Here is a 17,342-nt window from a genome sequence, read left to right as displayed (position 1 = left end):
GCCAGGACAAGCGAGGGCGTGGGGGCGGTGGGGGCTTACCGCCCCCACGCCTCCGTCACCGCGCGGCGCGCGCCCTCCAGGTCCACCGTGCGGCCCGTCTCCGCGAGGGCCGCGCCGAGCGCCGCCAGCGAGGACTGCACCGCGCCCGGGGTGGCGTCCACCCCGTAGTGGTTCACCCGGATCATCTCCTTCGCCAGCGCTCCTCCGCCCGCGATGAGCGGCAGCGACGGGTCGGCGGCGAGCGCCTTCGCCACCAGCTCCGAGGCGTCCACGCCGGCCGGCACGCGCAGCGTCGTCGCGACGGGGGCCGCGTCCTTCGCCTCGTACACGTACGGCTCGATCCCGCCGCCCAGGGCCGTCGCACCCGCGCGGGTCGCCGCGGCGGCGGCCGCGTGCCGGGCCATCAGCGCGTCCAGGCCCTCCGCCTCGATGCGGTCGAGGCACGCCTCCAGGGCCAGCATCTCCAGCTGCGCCGGGGCGTGCAGCAGCGCCTTGCGGCCGCCGTCGATCCAGCGCTCCTTCCAGTCGAGGAGGGAGAGGTACGAGCGGCGCGGCGCCGCCGGGTTCGCGGCGAAGCGCTCCCAGGCCCGCGCGCTCACCGACACCGCCGAGACGCCGGCCGGGCCGCCCATCGCCTTCTGCGCGCCGATGATGCACATGTCGACGCCCCAGGCGTCCGGCGTCACCGGCTCGGCGCCGACGGAGGCCACCGCGTCCAGGTAGAACAGCGCGCCGTGCGCCCGTACGACCTCGCCGATCTCCGCGACCGGGTTGGTGTTGCCGGTCGCGGCCTCCGCGTGCACGAGGGACACGAAGTCGATCTCCGGGTCCTCCTCGAAGGCCCGCGCCACCTGCTCCGCGGTCACCGCCGTGTGGAACGGCACCTCCAGGTCGACGACCGTGGCGCCGCAGTCCCGCAGCCAGTTGCCGAAGGTCTGCCCGTACGGGCCGGTGACGATGTTCAGCGCGGTCGAGCCCGCCCGCGCCCCGCTGCGGATGCAGCCCTCCAGCGGCAGCAGCGCCTCGCCCTGGGTGATCACCACGTCCTGCTCGGTGGAGAGCAGCGCGGCGACCCGGCGCTCGATCGACGCGAAGTGCGCGGCGGTCAGCGGGGCCAGGTCCAGGAGCGGGTGTGTCACGGTCACGGCGGTGCCTTCTTCGGAGTCGAGCTGTCGGAGTCGAGCTGTCGGAGCCGAATGCGTGTCGCATACATCGGGTTCGAGCCCGTGCCAGCGTAAAGGCTCGCCCGAGGCGACGCGCCGTCACGGCAGCGTCCGGAACGTGTCACAGACCTCGCACCGCCGGCTCCGGACGCTTCCCCCCGCGGCCCCGGCGGTGGGATGTTGCGGGGCGGAGCGGCCCGCGGGGGGCCGCAGGCAGGAAACGGGGTGGGCATCATGATCCGGAGAACGGGAAGAGACAGCAGAGGTACACGGGTGCGCCGGGCGGCCGTGGCCGCCGCCGCGCTCGCCGTCACCGCACCGCTGACCCTGGGCGCCGCGGGTGACGCGGGCGCCGCGCCGGGCATCGTGCGGCCGGTCGCGGACCACCCCATCGTCTTCGCCCGCTACAACGCGGCCGCGCCCGTCGAGGACCTGTGGGCGATCTCCCCGAGCGGCGGCGGGCCCGTCAGGCTCACCCACACCCCCGACATCAGCGACGTCATGCCCAGCTGGTCCCCGGACGGCACGCGGGTGGCGTTCCTTCGCTACGGCGCCGGCGGGGCCGTCGACGGCATCTGGACGATGAAGAGCAACGGCACCGACCTGCACTCCGTGCCCGGCACCAACGGCGCCTCCGACCCGGCCTGGTCCCCCGACGGCACGCGGATCGCCTACTCCAAGCCGGTCGGCACCCAGCGCGAGCTCTACGTGGCCGACGTCGACGGCAGCCCCGTCAAGCGGCTCACCCACACCACGGCGGACGAGTTCCACCCGACCTGGTCGCCGGACGGCGGGTCCCTCGCGTACAGCCGCGCGGACGCGTCCGGGCACAGCAGGCTGATGCGGATCGCGCTGTCCACCCTGGCGCAGACGCCGATCACGCTCGCCGGCTCCCAGGACTGGACGCCCGACTGGTCGCGCGGCAACCGGATCGTCTTCAGCCGCCTCGACTCCACCGGCTTCTCCCACCTCTACGTCGTCCGCCCCGACGGCGGGGGACTGCACCGCATCACCTCGGCCCGCGCCAACGACAAGTTCCCGTCCTGGTCGCCGGACGGCCGGCGCCTGGTCTTCACCCGCGGCGGCACCGACGACGCCGACCCCGAGCACCTCTTCCTCGTACGGGCCGACGGCACCGCGCTCACCCAGCTCACCCATGCCGCCACGCACGACCTGGAGGCCGACTGGCGCCCGTGACCTGCCTGCTCGACACGGCTCGTAGAGTGCGGGTATGAGCGATCACGTGGTGCTGCATGTGAAGGGGCGGGTGCTCGTCGGCCCGGAGGACGTACGGGACGAAGTGTGGTGCGTCGACGGGCGGATCACGTTCGAGCGGCCGCCCGCGGCCCTCGCCGCCGAGACCCTGACCGTCGAGGGCTGGGCGCTGCCCGGCCTCGTCGACGCCCACTGCCATGTCGGGCTCGACAAACACGGCCCGGTCGACGAGGGCACGGCCGAGAAGCAGGCCCTGACCGACCGGGACGCCGGCACGCTGCTGATCCGCGACGCCGGCTCGCCGTCCGACACGCGCTGGATCGACGCCCGCGAGGACCTGCCGAAGATCATCCGCGCGGGCCGGCACATCGCCCGCACCCGCCGCTACATCCGCAACTACGCCCACGAGATCGAGCCCGACGAACTCGTCGCGTACGTCGGCCGCGAGGCCCGGCGCGGCGACGGCTGGGTCAAGCTGGTCGGTGACTGGATCGACCGCGACCTCGGCGACCTGGCGCCGTCCTGGCCGCGCGCCGAGGTCGAGGCCGCCATAGCGGAGGCGCACCGGCTCGGCGCCCGCGTCACCGCGCACTGCTTCGCCGAGGACTCGCTGCGCGACCTCGTCGAGGCGGGCATCGACTGCATCGAGCACGCCACCGGCCTCACCGAGGAGACCATCCCGCTCTTCGCCGAGCGCGGGGTCGCCATCGTGCCCACACTCGTCAACATCGCGACCTTCCCGCACCTCGCGGACGGCGGCCAGGAGAAATTCCCGCGCTGGTCCGCCCACATGCGCCGGCTGTACGAGCGGCGGTACGACACGGTCCGCGCCGCCTGGGACGCGGGCGTCCCGGTCTTCGTCGGCACCGACGCGGGCGGCTCGCTCCCGCACGGCCTGGTCGCCGCCGAGGTCGAGGAGCTGACGAAGGCCGGCATCCCGGCGCTCGACGCCCTCTCCGCCACCACCTGGCACGCCCGCGCCTGGCTGGGCCGCCCCGCCCTCGAGGAGGGCGCCCCGGCCGACCTCGTCGTCTACGGCGAGGACCCGCGCGCCGACGTCCGCGTCCTCGCGGCGCCCCGCCGGGTCGTCGTGAACGGCCGGGTCATCGCCTAGTTCCTGGTGAAGAAGGCCAGCCGGGCCTTCTTCTCCGGGATGAAGACCTCCGGCAGGTCCACCTCCGGCAGCACGATCTCCGGACCGAGCTCGAAGCCGGTCCGGGCGAGCCGGGCGAGCACCTTCTCGTTGGCGGCGTCGGGCTCGCCGACGATCCGGGTCCGCCCGGTCAGCGCGAAGTCGAGCAGCGCCGTGAGCAGCCCCTCCGTGAAGCCCCGCTCGGGGGCGACCGTGGGCGCGACGAACAGGTGCACGCCGATGTCGCCGGGCCGGACCTCGTAGCACTCGGAGATCCGGTCGGCCTCGGGGTCGTAGGTCTGGAAGACAGCCACCGGCTCGTCGTCGCGGTGGACGAGGAAGCCGTGGTGGGTGGTGAGCGAGTCGAGGTGCGCGTAGACGTCCCGCACCTGCTCGACGGTGGTGCCGTTCATGCCCCAGAAGCGGGCGCGCTCCTCGTTCACCCAGCGGTGGATGAGGGGCGCGTCGGCGTCGGGGTCGACGCGGTCGACGCGGACGGTGCCGAATCCCTCGACGTGCTGAACGTGCTCAGTCCTGCTCATGGTCTTCCTTCACGAGGTCGTTCCAGTCGGTGGTGACGGGGGCGAGTTCGCCCCGCAGCCACAGGGGCAGCTGGTCGCGGTGGTGCGGGTCGCCGGCCACGCCGGAGGCGCCGAAGGGCACGACCCACAGGCTGCGGTCGCGGTCCGCCAGGTCCCACACGTAGCGGGCGGCGGAGGCGCGGGCGCTGCGGTCGGTCCAGCCGGGCACGCTGGAGGTCGAGAGCACGCAGTCGTGGTCGCCGCCGAGCCCCGGCCACTGGTCGTCGGCGGCGTCGTCCGCGTCCGGAAGCGCCTGCCAGGGCGCGAGCCGGTGCGTCACCCCCCAGGCCGGCGGCGCCTCGCCCGCGGCGACCTCCTCCAGCGCCTCCCGTACGATTCCGGCCACGTCCCCGTCCGGTACGGGCCCGGTGACGAGCAGCGTCTCCAGGGCGAGGCCCACCCGGGCGCCGAGCGCCAGCCACGGCCGGAACAGCGCCGGGTACGGGGCGGGTTCGCGCAGTTCCGTGAACGCCGGGTGCGCGGCCAGGCGCCGTACGACCGCGCCGCGCACCGCCGCGTAGAGCCCGGCGTCCGTGCTGTCGGCGTCCATCCGCCGGTCCCAGGCGAGGAGCACGGCCCGCACCCGGCGGGCGGCGGGGGAGAGAGCGGAGCCGTCCGTGGCGCGGACCCGCTCCAGGAGGCGGCGGGCGGACGGGTTGTCGGTGTCGGCGTGGACGGCGGCCATCGCCTCCGGCGTCCACGAGTCGGAGGCGTCGAGGAGAGCGGCTATGCGTTCGGCCCGGTGCGGTGGCGCGAACTCGACCCCGAGCGGCGCGGCGAGCCCGCGCGCGTTGGCCATCACCGCGTGTCCGTCGACGGCTGCCCTGGGCATGGCGGCCGCCCGGCCGGTCCAGGCGTGCGCGGCGTCCCAGGCGGGCACGACCCGCAGGGAGTTGGCCCGGTCGCGCACCGGAACGTATCCGGCCACCCGGTGCAGCAGCCCGCCGTCGACGTCGGCGGCCTGTACGACGTTCACCGGCTCGACCCACCGGTCGAGCGCCCGGTCCACGTCCGCGACGGTCCGCGCCCGCAGCAGCGCGGGCAGCGCGGAGAAGCCGGACTCGCCGGTGACGCGGGGCGGGTAGCGGAGGCTGACGGCTTCCCACTCCTGGACGGCGGCTCCGCCGGAGCCCGTCGCTTGGTCGGTGCCGGGGGTCTGCTCGGCGCCGGCCGCAGCCTCGGCCTCCGGGGCCGTGCCGTGGTCCGCCGTGCCGTGGCCCGCCGTGCTGTGGCCCGCAGTGCCGGCCGTTCCCGCGCCGGATGCGCCTGCGCCCTCCGGGTCGCCCGCGCCCTCCCGGTCGTCCGCGTCCTCCGGGTCGCCCGCGCCCTCCCGGTCGTCCGCGTCCTCCGGGTCGCCCGCGCCCTCCCGGTCGCCCGCACCCTCCGGGTCGCCCGCGCCCTCCAGGCTCTCCGCGCCGATGATCACCGGGCCTCGCGCCGTCTCGATCACCTCGATCACGGTCGGCGTGTCCGCGTCCTTCACCCGTACGGTCTCGGTGTGCGCCGTGGCCGGTTCCCAGCCGTCCTGGCCGAGGGCCTCGACGCGGCCGTCGGGGAGGCGGCGCAGGCGCTCGCGGTAGAGGTCCTGGCAGTCGGCCATGGCGTTGGTGATGGCCCAGGCGACCCGGCCGGCGTGGCCGAAGTGGGCGAGGCCCGGGACGCCGGGGACGGCGAGGCCGAGGACGTCGTAGTCGGGGCAGGAGAGACGTATCTGCTGGTAGACGCCGGGCGCCTCGATGAAGCGGTGCGGGTCGCCGGCCACGAGCGGCGCGCCGCTCGCCGTACGGGCGCCGGAGACGACCCAGCCGTTGGAGCCGGCGGTGCCGGGGCCGTCCGAGGCGAAGAGCTCCGTCCACTCCTCGCCGAGGTGCCGGGCGACCTCCTCGCGCCACAGCTTGGTGGGGAAGCCCGCGAAGAGGATGTGGGTGGAGAGCCACACCGCGAGCGGCGTCCACGGCTCCCAGCGTCCGGGCGTGAGCCCCGTCGCCGTGAACTCGGGTGCCCGCCGGGCCCCTTCGGCCAGGCGGTCGTTGACCCCGTCCACGTACGCCCGCAGCCACGCGGCCGTCTCCGCGTCGAGGCGGTCGTGGCAGCGGCGCGCGGTGTCGGCGAGCCGGGCCTGCCGGACGAAGATGTCCCAGCCGGTCTCCGCCGCGCCGAGGAACTCCGCGGTCGTGCCCTGCGCCCGGTGCCGCTCCACCTCCAGCTGCCAGGCCCGGTCGAGGGCGGTGACCCGGCCCTGGGCGCGGGCGAGTTCGCGCGGGTCGGCGGCGCGCAGATGAGGGACGCCGAAGGCGTCCCGGAAGACCTCGATGCTCACTGCGCTCCCCGCGCTCCCTGATCCGGTTCCGGTTAGGTTAGCCTGCCCTAAATTAACCTATCAGGAGTGGGATGCGGAGTCGTGCGGCGCGTTGACGATCCGTTACTCCGGCCCGGCACGTGTCGTTCTTGCTTCTCCGTCGCACGCGCCCCCGCGCCCGCTCGCGCCGTAACGCGCGGGGTTCGCGGCAACGGTTGTGTCGATTTCATTCGAAAATGAGCACGGAAACCACCCTTTAGGGTGAACTCACGCCAGGTGTCTGCCAGTTCACCCACAGTGCGTAAAGATTCCGGTGTCTCAAGTCGCCGGAGCCGCAACGACCCACAGTCCCCGTGGCGAGCGGCCGGCGACGCCATGTCTCCTGTGGGGGTTCCACCGTCTTGAACAGCAACACCTTCCGCCTGCCCGCACGCCGTTCCGCCGCCGCGGCCACCGTGGCCGCGCTCGCCGTCGGCCCCCTGGCCCTCGCCGCGCCGGCCGCCCACGCCGACGGCGGCACGAACGGCGGCGGACAGGGCCATGCCACCGCCGTCGTCCTGCGCACCACCCTCGACGTCGACCTGCTCGGCAAGACGGTGAACGTGCCCGTGCGCGCCTCCCTCAACGAGGTCGAGGCGCCGGCCAGCGCCGCGAAGACCGCGCTCAGCGTCAAGGTGCAGGGCGCGGAGAGCGGCCGGCCCGTCGACATCCTGAAGGCGAACGTCGCCACCTCCGAGGCGACCGTGGAGGGGAACACAGCCCAGGGCCACGTCAACCTCGCCAAGGCCCGGCTCCACGTCCCCGGCCTCCCGGCCCTGTCCCTGATCGAGCTGGAGAAGGTCACCTCCAAGGCCGTCTGCGAGGCCGGCAAGCATCCGGTCGCCGAGTCCAACCTGCTCGGCCACGTCACCGTCCTCGGCAAGAAGACCACCCTGTCCACCGGCGGTCAGACCAAGGTCAGCGTCCCGGGCGTCGGCGACGTGGTCCTCGACCTCTCCCGTACCTCCACCACCTCGAACACCGCCGCCGCCACCGCGCTCGAACTGTCCGTGGAGGTCAACCCGCTCAAGCTGGGCGTCGCCGAGGTCAAGGGCAAGGTCACACTCGCCGAGGCCACCTGCACCACCCCGGCCGGCAGCGAGCCGAGCCGGCAGCCCAGCGAACAGCCCTCGCACCAGCCCAGCACGCAGCCCTCGCACCAGCCGTCCGCCCAGCCCAGCCACGACACCGGCGTGACGACGCAGAACGGCGGCACCACCCCGACGCAGAACCTCGCCGAGACCGGCGGCAGCTCCATGACGCCGTACCTCGCCGGCGGCGCCGTGCTGCTGCTCGGCGCGGGCGGCGGCGCACTCCTCCTGGCGCGCGGCCGGGCCCGCGCCCGCGGCTGACCGGCCCGAGGGGGAAGAACAAGGGGACAGGCGAGGGGTGGTGCCGGCCCGGCACCACCCCTCACCGACACCGTCCGGGCGCTCAGCCCAGCAGCAGCAACGCCTGGTCGAGCGCCTGCAGGAAGCGGTTCGTCGTCACCCGGTCCCGCACCGCGAGCCGCAGCCAGTTCCGGTCGAGCCCCGGGAAGGTGTCCCCGCGCCGGGCCGCGAAACCGAGCGTCCGCAGATGCTCCCGCACCGCGTCCGCGCCCTCGATCCGGACCAGCACGAACGGGCCCTCGGCCGCCGCGACCGCTCGCACCTCGTCGAACTCCGCGAGCCCCGCCAGCAGGTGCGCCCGCTCGACCCCGATCCGGCGCGCCGCCTCCTCCGCCTCCGCGAGCGCCACCCGCGACATGCACGCCTCCGCCGCCACCAGAGCAGGCGTCGACACCGGCCACAGCGGCTGTACGCGCTCCAGCGCGGCGATCGTCTCCGGCTCCGCCAGTACGTAGCCGATCCGCAGCCCCGCCAGACCCCAGGTCTTCGTCAGGCTCCGCAGCACCACCAGACCGGGCACGTCCGTCCGCGAGGCCAGCGACTCCCGCTCGCCCGGCACCGCGTCCATGAACGCCTCGTCGACCACCAGCCAGCGCCCCGGCCGGGCGAGCGACGCGATCGCCGCCGCCGGGTGGAGCACGGACGTCGGGTTGGTCGGATTGCCGATCACGACCAGATCCGCGTCCTCCGGCACCGCCGCCGGATCGAACCGGAAGCCGTCCTGCTCGCGCAACAGCACCCGCTCCACCTCGTGCCCGGCGTCCCGCAGCGCCGCCTCCGGCTCCGTGAACTGCGGATGCACCACCACCGGCCGTCGCGCCGGCAGCGCCCGCGCGAGCAGCACGAACGCCTCCGCCGCGCCCGCCGTCAGCAGCACCCGCCGGCCCGGCAGATCGTGCCGCTCGGCCACCGCCGCCCGCGCCGCCCGCCCGTCCGGATAGGCCGCGAGCCCCGTCAGCGAGTCCGCGATCCGCTCCCGCAGCCAGGCGGGCGGGGTGTCCGTCCGCACGTTGACCGCGAGGTCGGTCAGCTTCTCGTCCCGCACCTCGGCGTCGCCGTGGTGTCTGAGGTCGTGCGTGTCAGCGGAACTGTCAGCGGAACTGTCCGCGGAAGTGTGAATGTCCATGGCCGCCGTCTTGTGGGGGAGTGGGGATGAGAGTGGGGGTGGTGCGGGTGGGGGAAGGGTGGCGCTCCTCAGCGAGATACCCCGTGAGTATCGGGCAACAAGTGTGCGGCTGGGGAGACTTCGTTCGGACGAAACGGTGCGGAACGGGCAATGGCGCAGGTCACACGGGTGCTCTTCCGCTTCGGCAGCACCAGAACCGCCCCCGGCAGCCCCGCCCCGCGCAGCGCCGCCGCCTCCGCCACCGACGCCGTCCCCGTCGCCGCCAGCGGCACCGCCGACGGATGCGGTACGGCCACGCCGGCCAGCTCCTCGCTCCCGAACGCCCGCACCGGCACCCCGAGCAGCGAAGCCGCCCCGGTGATCCCCGGCTCGCCCGCGCGCACGTCCAGCGTCGCCAGCGCCGTCACGTCCGCGCCCGTCAGCCCCGCCTCCCGCAGCGCCGCCTCCACCAGAGCGAACACCTCCGAGGCCGCGACCCCGGACCGGGCGCCGACCCCGACGACGACCGCGGCGACGACCGCGGCGGGGCCACCCGGTCCGAGGTGCGGGGAAGAGGGCGCATCGGATAGCAAGGGCCCATGGCTGTAGTCGTCGCGCTCGGCGCGTTCCTCATGACGCTGTTCGGCGGCTGGACCGCCCAGCGCGTCACCGACCGCCGCCACCTCGTCCTCGGCCTCGCCGGCGGGCTCATGCTCGGCGTCGTCGGACTCGACCTGCTGCCCGAGGCCATCGACGCGGCGGGCGAGACGGTCTTCGGCGTCCCCCAGGCCCTGCTGCTCTTCGTCGGCGGCTTCCTCTTCGCCCACGTCGTGGAACGACTCCTCGCCACCCGCCGCGCCGCCCACGGTGCCGAGGCCGGGGACCGTGTCCCGCAGGTCGGCCTCACGGCCGCGGCCGCCATGGTGCTCCACAGCCTCATGGACGGCGTCGCCCTCGGCGCCGCCTTCCAGGTCAGCGGCGGCATGGGCGCCACCGTCGCGATCGCCGTCATCACCCATGACTTCGCCGACGGCTTCAACACGTACACGATCACGACGCTCTACGGGAACGCCCGCCGCAAGGCGATCGCCATGCTCCTCGCCGACGCCGTCGCCCCGATCGTCGGCGCCGGCCTCGCCACCCTGTTCACCCTCCCGGAGGAACTGCTCGGCAGCTATCTCGGCTTCTTCGGCGGCGCCCTGCTCTACCTCGCCGCCGCCGAGATCCTGCCCGAGGCCCACCACGAACACCCCGCCCGCACCACCCTGCTCTGCACGGCGGCGGGCGTGGCCTTCATCTGGCTCGTCGTGGGCCTCTCCGGCGGCTGAACTCACGCCCCAGGCCCGCCCCCGGTGCCGGCGCAGTGCGCCACGAACCGGGCGGCCACCTCCGGAGAACCCGCCCAGTGCGTGTGCAGATAACTGGCGTGCACACCGCCCTGTACGAAGCCCTCGACGCGCATCTGGGGCTGCCGGAGCCCCCACGCCGCCTGCTCCCCGGCGCCCGGCTCGATCACCGTCCGGTGGAACTCGTGCCCCCGCATCCGCGTCCCGGCCGCCGCCAGCACGCTGTCGCTCACCGCGACCGCGTCGCGGTACCCGAGCGTCAGCCGCGGCGACATCCGCGCGTCCGCGTCGAGGACCCCGCACATCGGCCGCCCGTCCAGCGATCGCGCGAGGTACAGCAGCCCGGCGCACTCGGCGGCGACGGGCGCGCCCGACGCGGCGAGCTCGGCCACGGCCTTGCGCAGCGGCTCGTTGGCGGACAGCTCCTCGCCGTACACCTCGGGGAACCCGCCGCCTATGACGAGGCCGGACGTGCCCTCGGGGAGGGTTTCGTCGCGCAGCGGGTCGAAGGTGACGACGTCGGCGCCGGCGGCCGTGAGCAACTCGGTGTGCTCGGCGTACGAGAAGGTGAACGCGGCGCCACCGGCGACGGCGACGACCGGCCCGTGGCCGGGCTCGTTCGCCGACTGCGGCCCGGTGGTCGGGTTGTGCCCACCCGTTCCTCCCCCAGAGCTTCGCCTGGGAGGGACCCCCAGCGGAACGCCTGCCCACAACCCGGCGGGATCCCACGCCTCCGCGTGCAGCTCCGGGGCGCTGCGGGCGAGGGCCAGCAAGCCCTCCAGGTCGCAGCCCTGGAGAACCTGCTCCGCCTGCGCCGTCACCGCGGCCACCGCCTGCCCCTGCCGCTCCGCCACCGGCACCAACCCGAGGTGCCGCGACGGCGTCTCCACCGCCGGCGCCCGCCGCAGCACGCCGAGGACCGGCACGCCCGACTCCTCCAGCGCCTCCCGCAGCAGCTGCTCGTGCCGGTCCGTCGCGACCTTGTTGAGGATCACCCCGCCGAGCCGCACCTCCGGGTCCCAGGACGCGAAGCCGTGCACGAGCGCGGCGACCGAACGGGACTGCGACGAGGCGTCCACGACGAGGACCACCGGCGCCCGGAGGAGCTTGGCGACTTGCGCGGTGGAGGCCAGCTCGCCCTGGCCGGCGGCGCCGTCGTACAGGCCCATCACGCCCTCGACGACCGCCAGGTCGCAGCCGCGCGCGCCGTGCGCGAAGAGCGGCGCGATCAGCTCCGTACCGCACATGAACGCGTCGAGGTTGCGGCCCGGACGCCCGGTGGCGAGCGCGTGGTAGCCAGGGTCGATGTAGTCCGGGCCCACCTTGTGCGGGGACACCGCGAGACCACGGCCGGCGAACGCGGCCATCAGGCCGGTCGCGACCGTGGTCTTGCCCGCGCCCGAGGACGGGGCGGCGATGACGAGACGTGCTACCACTCGATGCCCCGCTGGCCCTTCTGACCCGCGTCCATCGGGTGCTTCACCTTCGACATGTCGGTCACGAGGTCCGCGAAGTCCATCAGCTCCTGCGGGGCGTTGCGGCCGGTGATGACGACGTGCTGCTGCCCCGGACGGTTCGCGAGCACCTCGATCACCTCCTTGGTGTCGATCCAGCCCCAGTGCAGCAGGTACGCGAACTCGTCGAGGACGTAGAACCGGTACTTCTCCTCGGCCAGGTCACGCTTGACCTGCTCCCAGCCCTCGCGCGCCTTCTCCTCGTGCGACTGCTCGCCCTCGGCGACCTCGCGCTGGATCCAGGACCAGCCCTCGCCCATCTTGTTCCAGACGACCGTGCCGCCCTTGCCGGTCTCGCCGAGCGCCTTCAGCGCGTTCTCCTCGCCGACCCGCCACTTCGCGGACTTGACGAACTGGAACACCCCGATCGGCCAGCCCTGGTTCCAGGCGCGCAGCGCCATGCCGAACGCGGCGGTCGACTTCCCCTTGCCGACGCCCGTGTGCACCATCACCAGCGCGCGGTTGCGGCGCTGGCGGGTGGTGAGACCGTCGTCCGGAACGACGGTCGGCTGTCCCTTAGGCATTACGCGGCCCTCCTGGCGGCAGAGTGGTTGTCCTGTGCGTGACGGACGGTACGGACGAGCCCGGCGATCGAGTCGGCGCGCAGCTCGTCCAGGGTGACGGCGGTGCCGCCGAGTTCACGGGCGAGGTTCCCGGCGAGACCGAGCCGCACCGGGCCCGACTCGCAGTCCACGACCACCGCGGCCGTGCCGTCGGCGGCGTGCAGCCGCGCGGCCCGCGCCGCGAGCCCCACCGGGTCCGCGCCGCCGCCGGTGGCCCGGCCGTCGGTCACGACGACGAGCAGCGGACGGCGCGAGGGGTCGCGCAGCCGCTCCACGCGCAGCACGTCGTGCGCCTTGAGCAGGCCGGCGGAGAGCGGGGTGCGGCCCCCGGTGGGCAGCTGTTCGAGCCGGGCCGCGGCGGCGTCCACCGACGAGGTCGGCGGCAGGGCGAGTTCGGCGCCCTTGCCGCGGAAGGTCACCAGACCGACCTTGTCGCGCCGCTGGTACGCGTCGAGCAGCAGCGAGAGCACCGCGCCCTTCACGGCGCTCATCCGCTGCCGCGCCGCCATCGACCCGGACGCGTCCACGACGAACAGGACCAGATTGCCCTCCCGGCCCTCGCGGACCGCCTGCCGCAGATCGTCCCGGCGCACCACCAGACCCCGGCCGTCGCGGCCGCGCGCCCTCTGGTGCGGGGCGGCGGCCTGCACGGTCGCCGCCAGGTGCAGCTTGGTCAGCGCACCCTTGGGGCGGGTCGCGCCGGTGGTCCGACCGTGCTCCGTACGGGCCCGGGAACGGCGCCCGGCCGCGCCCTCGCCGAGTCCGGGCACGCTGAGCATCCTCGTACGGAAGGGCTCGCCGGCCTTGACGGCGGCGCGCTCACCGGAACCGGCGCCGGAGCCGCTGTTCTGCGGCGCGGGCGCGTTGTCCGGCGCGGGCGCGGGGGAGTCCTCGGGCGCGGGTGCCTCCTCGGGTGCGGGTGCGTTCCCCTGCGGCGGAATCCCGCCCCCGCCCCCGTCGCCGCCACCGCCGGGACCTCCGTCGCCCGGACCGTCCGGCTCGGGCTCGTCATCGGGCTCGTCGTCGCCCTTGAACTGCTCAAGGGTCTCGTCGAGCTTGTCCTCGTCCAGGCCCGGCGCGTCGAACGGATTGCGCCGACGGCGGTGGGGGAGCGCGAGCAGCGCCGCCTGCCGTACGTCCTCGGAGGTGACCTCCGTCCGCCCCGCCCACGCGGCGAGCGCGGTGGCCGTGCGGGCCATGACGATGTCGGCGCGCATGCCGTCGACCTCGAAGGCGGCGCAGGTCGCGGCGATCTGCAGCAGCACCGCGTCTCCGAGCACCACCCGCGGCAGCAGCTCCCGCGCGGCGACGATCCGCTCCCGCAGCGCCGCCTCCTCGCCGGCCCAGCGGCCCACGAACCCGGCCGGGTCGTCCTCGAACGCCAGCCGCCGCCGCACGACCTCCACCCGCTGCTCGGGCTCGCGTGACGCGGCCACCTCCACGGTCAGCCCGAACCGGTCGAGCAACTGGGGCCGCAGCTCGCCCTCTTCGGGATTCATCGTGCCGACGAGCAGGAAGCGGGCCGCGTGACGTACGGAGACGCCTTCGCGCTCGACGTACGAGGAGCCCATGGCGGCGGCGTCGAGCAGGTGGTCGATGAGGTGGTCGCTGAGGAGGTTGACCTCGTCGACGTACAGGATCCCCCGGTGCGCCGCCGCGAGCAGTCCCGGCTCGAACGCCTTCACGCCCTCGGCGAGCGCCTTCTCGATGTCGAGCGAGCCGACGAGCCGGTCCTCGGACGCGCCGACGGGCAGCTCGACCATCCGAGCGGGCCGCGCCTCCCGCCCGCCTTCCCCGTGCGGCCCGTCCGGGCACCCCGGGTCGGGCGCGGCCGGATCACAGCTGAACCGGCACCCGGCGACCACCGCCACCTCGGGCAGCAGCTCCGCCAGCGCGCGTACGGCCGTGCTCTTCGCGGTCCCCTTCTCGCCGCGCACGAGGACACCGCCCACCGCCGGGCTCACGGCGTTCAGCAGCAGCGCGAGCCGCAGATCGTCCATGCCGACGACGGCGGTGAACGGATAGCGGGTGCTCATCGGTGGGTAGCTCCTTCGGTTCGCGATGACGCGTCGTCAACATGCCGTCCCGGCACACTTCCTGCCCAGCGAGCAAGGGGATTCCCCCTGGCCGCCACAGCCCGGCCGGAGGCCGGGCGCAGTCCCCGCACGGCCCCGCCGGCGCTCACGGCGCCCCCGGCGGCACGAACGGCAGCCCCTCCGGCGCGCCCTTCTCGATCAGCCGGAGCAGCGCGTCCGTGTCGGCGTGTTCCTCGATCAGGTCGCCGAGGCGGTCCAGCTGCTCCTCGCGCAGGGCGCCGAACGACGTGTCGGGCGCGGGCACGAAGCGCCGCCCGGCCGCCGCCGCGACCTGCCGCAGGAAGGCGCGGCGGAAGCCGTCGCTCTCCAGGGAGCCGTGCCAGTGGGTGCCCCAGACCGCGCCCACGCGGCAGCCGTCGAGGAACGCCTCCCCGCCCCGTACGTCCGCGACGCCGTGGTGGATCTCGTACCCCTCGACGGGCTCGCCGAGCGCCTCGCCGACCGGGCGGGCCAGCGTCTTCTCGGGCGCGAAGCGGACCCGTACGGGAAGGAGGCCGAGCCCCTCGACGGAGCCGACCTTCGACTCGACCTCGTCGTCGATGTGTTCGCCGAGGACCTGGAAGCCGCCGCAGATGCCGAGGACCGGCCGGCCTTCGGCGGCGCGCCGGGCGAGCGCGTCGGCCAGGCCGCGTTCGCGCAGCCAGGCCAGCGCCCTGACCGTGCCGCGGGTGCCCGGCACCACCACCAGGTCCGCGTCGGCCAGCTCCTCCGGGCGGTCGACGAAGCGCACGACCACGCCCGGCTCGGCGGCCAGCGCGTCGACGTCGGTGAAGTTGGACATGAGGGGTACGGCGCAGACGGCGACCCGCAGCACGTCCTCGCCGACCGGCGGCGCGACGACGGACTCGCGGACCGTGCCGCGCAGCGAGACGCGCAGGCCGTCCTCCTCGTCGATGCCGAGGCCGTGGGCGTACGGCAGGACGCCGAAGGTACGGCGGCCGGTGAGGCCGTGCAGCATGTCGAGGCCCGGTTCGAGCAGCGTGACGTCGCCGCGGAACTTGTTCACCAGGTAGCCGGCGACGAGCCGCTGGTCCTCGGGCGCGAGGAGCGCGGTCGTGCCGAAGAACTGGGCGAAGACGCCGCCGCGGTCGATGTCGCCGACCACGACGACGGGGAGCCGCGCCGCCCGCGCGATGCCCATGTTGACGATGTCGGTGCGCCGCAGGTTGATCTCGGCCGGGCTGCCGGCGCCCTCGCAGATCACCGCGTCGTGGGTGGCGCGCAGCTCTTCCAGGCAGCCGAGGACCGGCTCGAAGAGCTGCTGCTGCCGGCCGCCGTGGTAGCCGCGGGCGCTGAGCTCGCCGACCGGCTTGCCCATGAGGATCACCTGGCTGGAGCGGTCGCTGCCGGGCTTGAGCAGCACCGGGTTCATCAGCGCCGTCGGCTCGACGCGCGCGGCCTGCGCCTGCATGGCCTGGGCGCGGCCGATCTCGGCGCCCTCCCGGGTCACGAAGGAGTTCAGGGACATGTTCTGTCCCTTGAACGGCGCGACCTTCAAGCCCTGCCGGACCAGCCACCGGCAGATGCCGGCCGTGACGACGCTCTTGCCCGCGTCGGACGTGGTCCCGGCGACGAGCAGCCCCCCGCCCTTCATGCGCCCCTCCGCTTCCTGCCGCGTACGGCACTGATGATGGTCCGGCCGCCAACACAGGCGGCCAGGGTCAGCCAGGTCACCCGGCGGGACAGTGTGACGGCCCGCTCGATGTCCGCCACCTCGACGGCCCGCCCGTCCGCGTTGAGGACCGGCCGGTGTTCGACCCGGCCGCCGTACGACAGGGTGCCGCCGAGCCGTACGCCGAGCGCCCCGGCGAAGGCGGCCTCCACCGGGCCGGCGTTGGGGCTCGGGTGCTTGCCCGCGTCCGCCCGCCAGGCCCGTACGGCGCCCCGCGGGTCGCGGCCCGCCACGGCGGCGAGCGCGGCGGTGAGCCGGGCGCCGGGCCAGCCGGCGAGGTCGTCGAGCCGGGCCGAGGCCCAGCCGAAGCGCCGGTAGCGCGGTGACCTGTGGCCGACCATCGCGTCCAGGGTGTTGACCGCGCGGAAGCCGAGCAGGCCCGGCACGCCCGCGACCGCGCCCCAGAAGAGGGCGCCCACGACGGCGTCGGAGGTGTTCTCGGCGACCGACTCGACGACCGCGCGGGCCATCGCGGGCCCGTCGAGCGCCTGCGGGTCGCGGCCGACCAGGTGCGGCATCCGTTCCCGGGCGACCTCCAGGTCGCCGGCGGCGAGCGCGCCGCCGATCGCGCGGGCCTCGCGGCCCAGGGTCGTACCGCCGACCACGGCCCACACGGAGGCGGCGGTGAGGGCGGCGGAGGCGGCCCGGCTGCCCCGTACCGTACGGGCGGCGAGGGCGCCGAGAGCGACGGTGCCGCCGGCGCAGACGGCCGTGTGCAGGGCGCCCCAGGCGCGGTGGTCGCGGTGCAGGCGCTGCTCGACGGCGGCGGCTGCGCGGCCGAAGGCGGCGACGGGATGGGCGCGCCGGGGGTCGCCGACGAGCAGGTCGACGGCGAGGCCGGCGGCCGCTCCGTACGCGAAGACGGCTGTGGTGCGGGACGGGCTCGGGCCGCGGCCGGGCATGGCGCTGTGTCCTCACTCAGGGTCCGCGCCCTGGATCGACGTGACCGGCGGGGAGAGTTCCTGACTCCCGGCCCTCGGGGGCCGGTCACAGTGGCGGGACCGCGCCGGAATCGCACCGGACTTCCTCTACTTGCCGCCGTAATGGCTCCGGCAGTCCACCACGCCCCGCGAACACCCGTCAACTCACCCTTGACCTGCGTCGGGTCACTGTGCGAAGCACCACAAACACGGCAGCGCACACAAGCGGCCGGGGGGGGGGCCGGGGGGGGGGGGGGGGCGCCGCGCGGGGGGGGGGGGGGGGGGGGGGGGGGCGGGCGCAGCCGC

At 74.9% G+C, this 17,342-nt stretch carries 14 protein-coding genes and 1 riboswitch; of the genes, 4 read left to right on the top strand and 10 right to left on the bottom strand.

Translation table 11 applies throughout. The features are described from left to right. Positions 1-35 precede the first annotated feature (35 nt). Positions 36-1,139 carry a pyridoxal-phosphate-dependent aminotransferase family protein gene (locus ACIRSU_RS28210; protein ID WP_403798576.1) on the bottom strand — a complete coding sequence of 368 codons (1,104 nt, stop codon included), beginning with the start codon at positions 1,137-1,139 and terminating at the stop codon, positions 36-38. A gap of 297 nt (positions 1,140-1,436) precedes the next feature. Here ACIRSU_RS28210 and ACIRSU_RS28205 point away from each other — a divergent pair, with 297 nt between their 5' ends. Continuing rightward, the gene (locus tag ACIRSU_RS28205; RefSeq protein WP_403797729.1) at positions 1,437-2,360 is read left to right on the top strand and encodes a hypothetical protein; all 924 of its coding nucleotides are present in this window, start codon (positions 1,437-1,439) and stop codon (positions 2,358-2,360) included. A 34-nt stretch (positions 2,361-2,394) separates the two neighbouring features. Next, the gene (locus ACIRSU_RS28200; protein ID WP_403797726.1) at positions 2,395-3,492 is read left to right on the top strand and encodes an amidohydrolase family protein; all 1,098 of its coding nucleotides are present in this window, start codon (positions 2,395-2,397) and stop codon (positions 3,490-3,492) included. Here ACIRSU_RS28200 and ACIRSU_RS28195 read toward each other — a convergent pair. Both ACIRSU_RS28195 and ACIRSU_RS28190 read right to left on the bottom strand, forming a co-directional pair. Continuing rightward, positions 3,489-4,052, bottom strand: a complete 564-nt coding sequence (locus ACIRSU_RS28195) for a GNAT family N-acetyltransferase (protein ID WP_403797723.1) — start codon at positions 4,050-4,052, stop codon at positions 3,489-3,491. The two genes, ACIRSU_RS28200 and ACIRSU_RS28195, sit on opposite strands and share 4 nt — an antisense overlap. Continuing rightward, a complete protein-coding gene (locus ACIRSU_RS28190) occupies positions 4,039-6,411 on the bottom strand; it encodes a penicillin acylase family protein (protein WP_403797722.1) in 2,373 nt (790 codons plus the stop codon). The genes ACIRSU_RS28195 and ACIRSU_RS28190 overlap by 14 nt, the downstream gene beginning before the upstream one ends. Before the next feature lie 380 nt (positions 6,412-6,791). Between ACIRSU_RS28190 and ACIRSU_RS28185 the strand changes: the two genes are divergently transcribed. After that, complete coding sequence (locus ACIRSU_RS28185) at positions 6,792-7,781, top strand: SCO1860 family LAETG-anchored protein (protein ID WP_403797720.1); 990 nt, start codon at positions 6,792-6,794, stop codon at positions 7,779-7,781. A gap of 82 nt (positions 7,782-7,863) precedes the next feature. On the opposite strand, the gene cobC is transcribed toward ACIRSU_RS28185, so the two are convergent. Together cobC and ACIRSU_RS28175 are read right to left on the bottom strand one after the other, a co-directional pair. Next, positions 7,864-8,946, bottom strand: coding sequence for an Rv2231c family pyridoxal phosphate-dependent protein CobC (gene cobC / locus ACIRSU_RS28180; RefSeq protein WP_403797717.1), 1,083 nt, complete (start codon positions 8,944-8,946; stop codon positions 7,864-7,866). 68 nt (positions 8,947-9,014) lie between these two features. Further along, a complete protein-coding gene (locus tag ACIRSU_RS28175; RefSeq protein ID WP_403797714.1) occupies positions 9,015-9,395 on the bottom strand; it encodes a cobalamin biosynthesis protein in 381 nt (126 codons plus the stop codon). A 129-nt stretch (positions 9,396-9,524) separates the two neighbouring features. Here ACIRSU_RS28175 and ACIRSU_RS28170 point away from each other — a divergent pair, with 129 nt between their 5' ends. Then, on the top strand, positions 9,525-10,253 hold the full coding sequence (locus ACIRSU_RS28170; RefSeq protein WP_403797711.1) for a ZIP family metal transporter: 729 nt from the start codon (positions 9,525-9,527) through the stop codon (positions 10,251-10,253). A 2-nt stretch (positions 10,254-10,255) separates the two neighbouring features. Here ACIRSU_RS28170 and ACIRSU_RS28165 read toward each other — a convergent pair whose 3' ends face one another. From ACIRSU_RS28165 to ACIRSU_RS28145, 5 genes are all read right to left on the bottom strand, one after another. After that, a complete protein-coding gene (locus ACIRSU_RS28165) occupies positions 10,256-11,707 on the bottom strand; it encodes a cobyrinate a,c-diamide synthase (RefSeq protein ID WP_403797709.1) in 1,452 nt (483 codons plus the stop codon). Then, a complete protein-coding gene (gene cobO / locus ACIRSU_RS28160; RefSeq protein WP_403797707.1) occupies positions 11,701-12,309 on the bottom strand; it encodes a cob(I)yrinic acid a,c-diamide adenosyltransferase in 609 nt (202 codons plus the stop codon). The genes ACIRSU_RS28165 and cobO overlap by 7 nt, the downstream gene beginning before the upstream one ends. Continuing rightward, positions 12,309-14,384 (bottom strand): putative cobaltochelatase, encoded by a 2,076-nt coding sequence (locus tag ACIRSU_RS28155; protein ID WP_403797705.1) that lies wholly within the window; start codon positions 14,382-14,384, stop codon positions 12,309-12,311. The genes cobO and ACIRSU_RS28155 overlap by 1 nt, the downstream gene beginning before the upstream one ends. 145 nt (positions 14,385-14,529) lie before the next feature. Next, a complete protein-coding gene (locus ACIRSU_RS28150; protein WP_403797702.1) occupies positions 14,530-16,038 on the bottom strand; it encodes a cobyric acid synthase in 1,509 nt (502 codons plus the stop codon). Continuing rightward, positions 16,035-17,018 carry a cobalamin biosynthesis protein gene (locus ACIRSU_RS28145; protein ID WP_403797699.1) on the bottom strand — a complete coding sequence of 328 codons (984 nt, stop codon included), beginning with the start codon at positions 17,016-17,018 and terminating at the stop codon, positions 16,035-16,037. Before ACIRSU_RS28145 ends, ACIRSU_RS28150 begins: the two co-directional genes overlap by 4 nt. Before the next feature lie 32 nt (positions 17,019-17,050). Beyond that, positions 17,051-17,185, bottom strand: a riboswitch (cobalamin riboswitch). Positions 17,186-17,342: the final 157 nt, after the last annotated feature.

This window comes from Streptomyces sp. NPDC101160 (genome assembly GCF_044768205.1).
Classification (GTDB): Bacteria; Actinomycetota; Actinomycetes; order Streptomycetales; family Streptomycetaceae; genus Streptomyces.
Note: the sequence above shows the minus strand (reverse complement) of the source record. Positions and strands in the feature narration are given on the sequence as shown.

What these genes read in the sequence shown, in the direction of transcription:
- ACIRSU_RS28200 (WP_403797726.1), top strand. Translation starts at nt 2,395, where the DNA reads ATGAGCGATCACGTGGTGCTGCATGTGAAGGGGCGGGTGCTCGTCGGC.
- ACIRSU_RS28195 (WP_403797723.1), bottom strand. Translation starts at nt 4,052, where the DNA reads ATGAGCAGGACTGAGCACGTTCAGCACGTCGAGGGATTCGGCACCGTC.
- cobC (WP_403797717.1), bottom strand. Translation starts at nt 8,946, where the DNA reads ATGGACATTCACACTTCCGCGGACAGTTCCGCTGACAGTTCCGCTGAC.
- ACIRSU_RS28170 (WP_403797711.1), top strand. Translation starts at nt 9,525, where the DNA reads ATGGCTGTAGTCGTCGCGCTCGGCGCGTTCCTCATGACGCTGTTCGGC.
- cobO (WP_403797707.1), bottom strand. Translation starts at nt 12,309, where the DNA reads ATGCCTAAGGGACAGCCGACCGTCGTTCCGGACGACGGTCTCACCACC.
- ACIRSU_RS28155 (WP_403797705.1), bottom strand. Translation starts at nt 14,384, where the DNA reads ATGAGCACCCGCTATCCGTTCACCGCCGTCGTCGGCATGGACGATCTG.
- ACIRSU_RS28150 (WP_403797702.1), bottom strand. Translation starts at nt 16,038, where the DNA reads ATGAAGGGCGGGGGGCTGCTCGTCGCCGGGACCACGTCCGACGCGGGC.
- ACIRSU_RS28145 (WP_403797699.1), bottom strand. Translation starts at nt 17,018, where the DNA reads ATGCCCGGCCGCGGCCCGAGCCCGTCCCGCACCACAGCCGTCTTCGCG.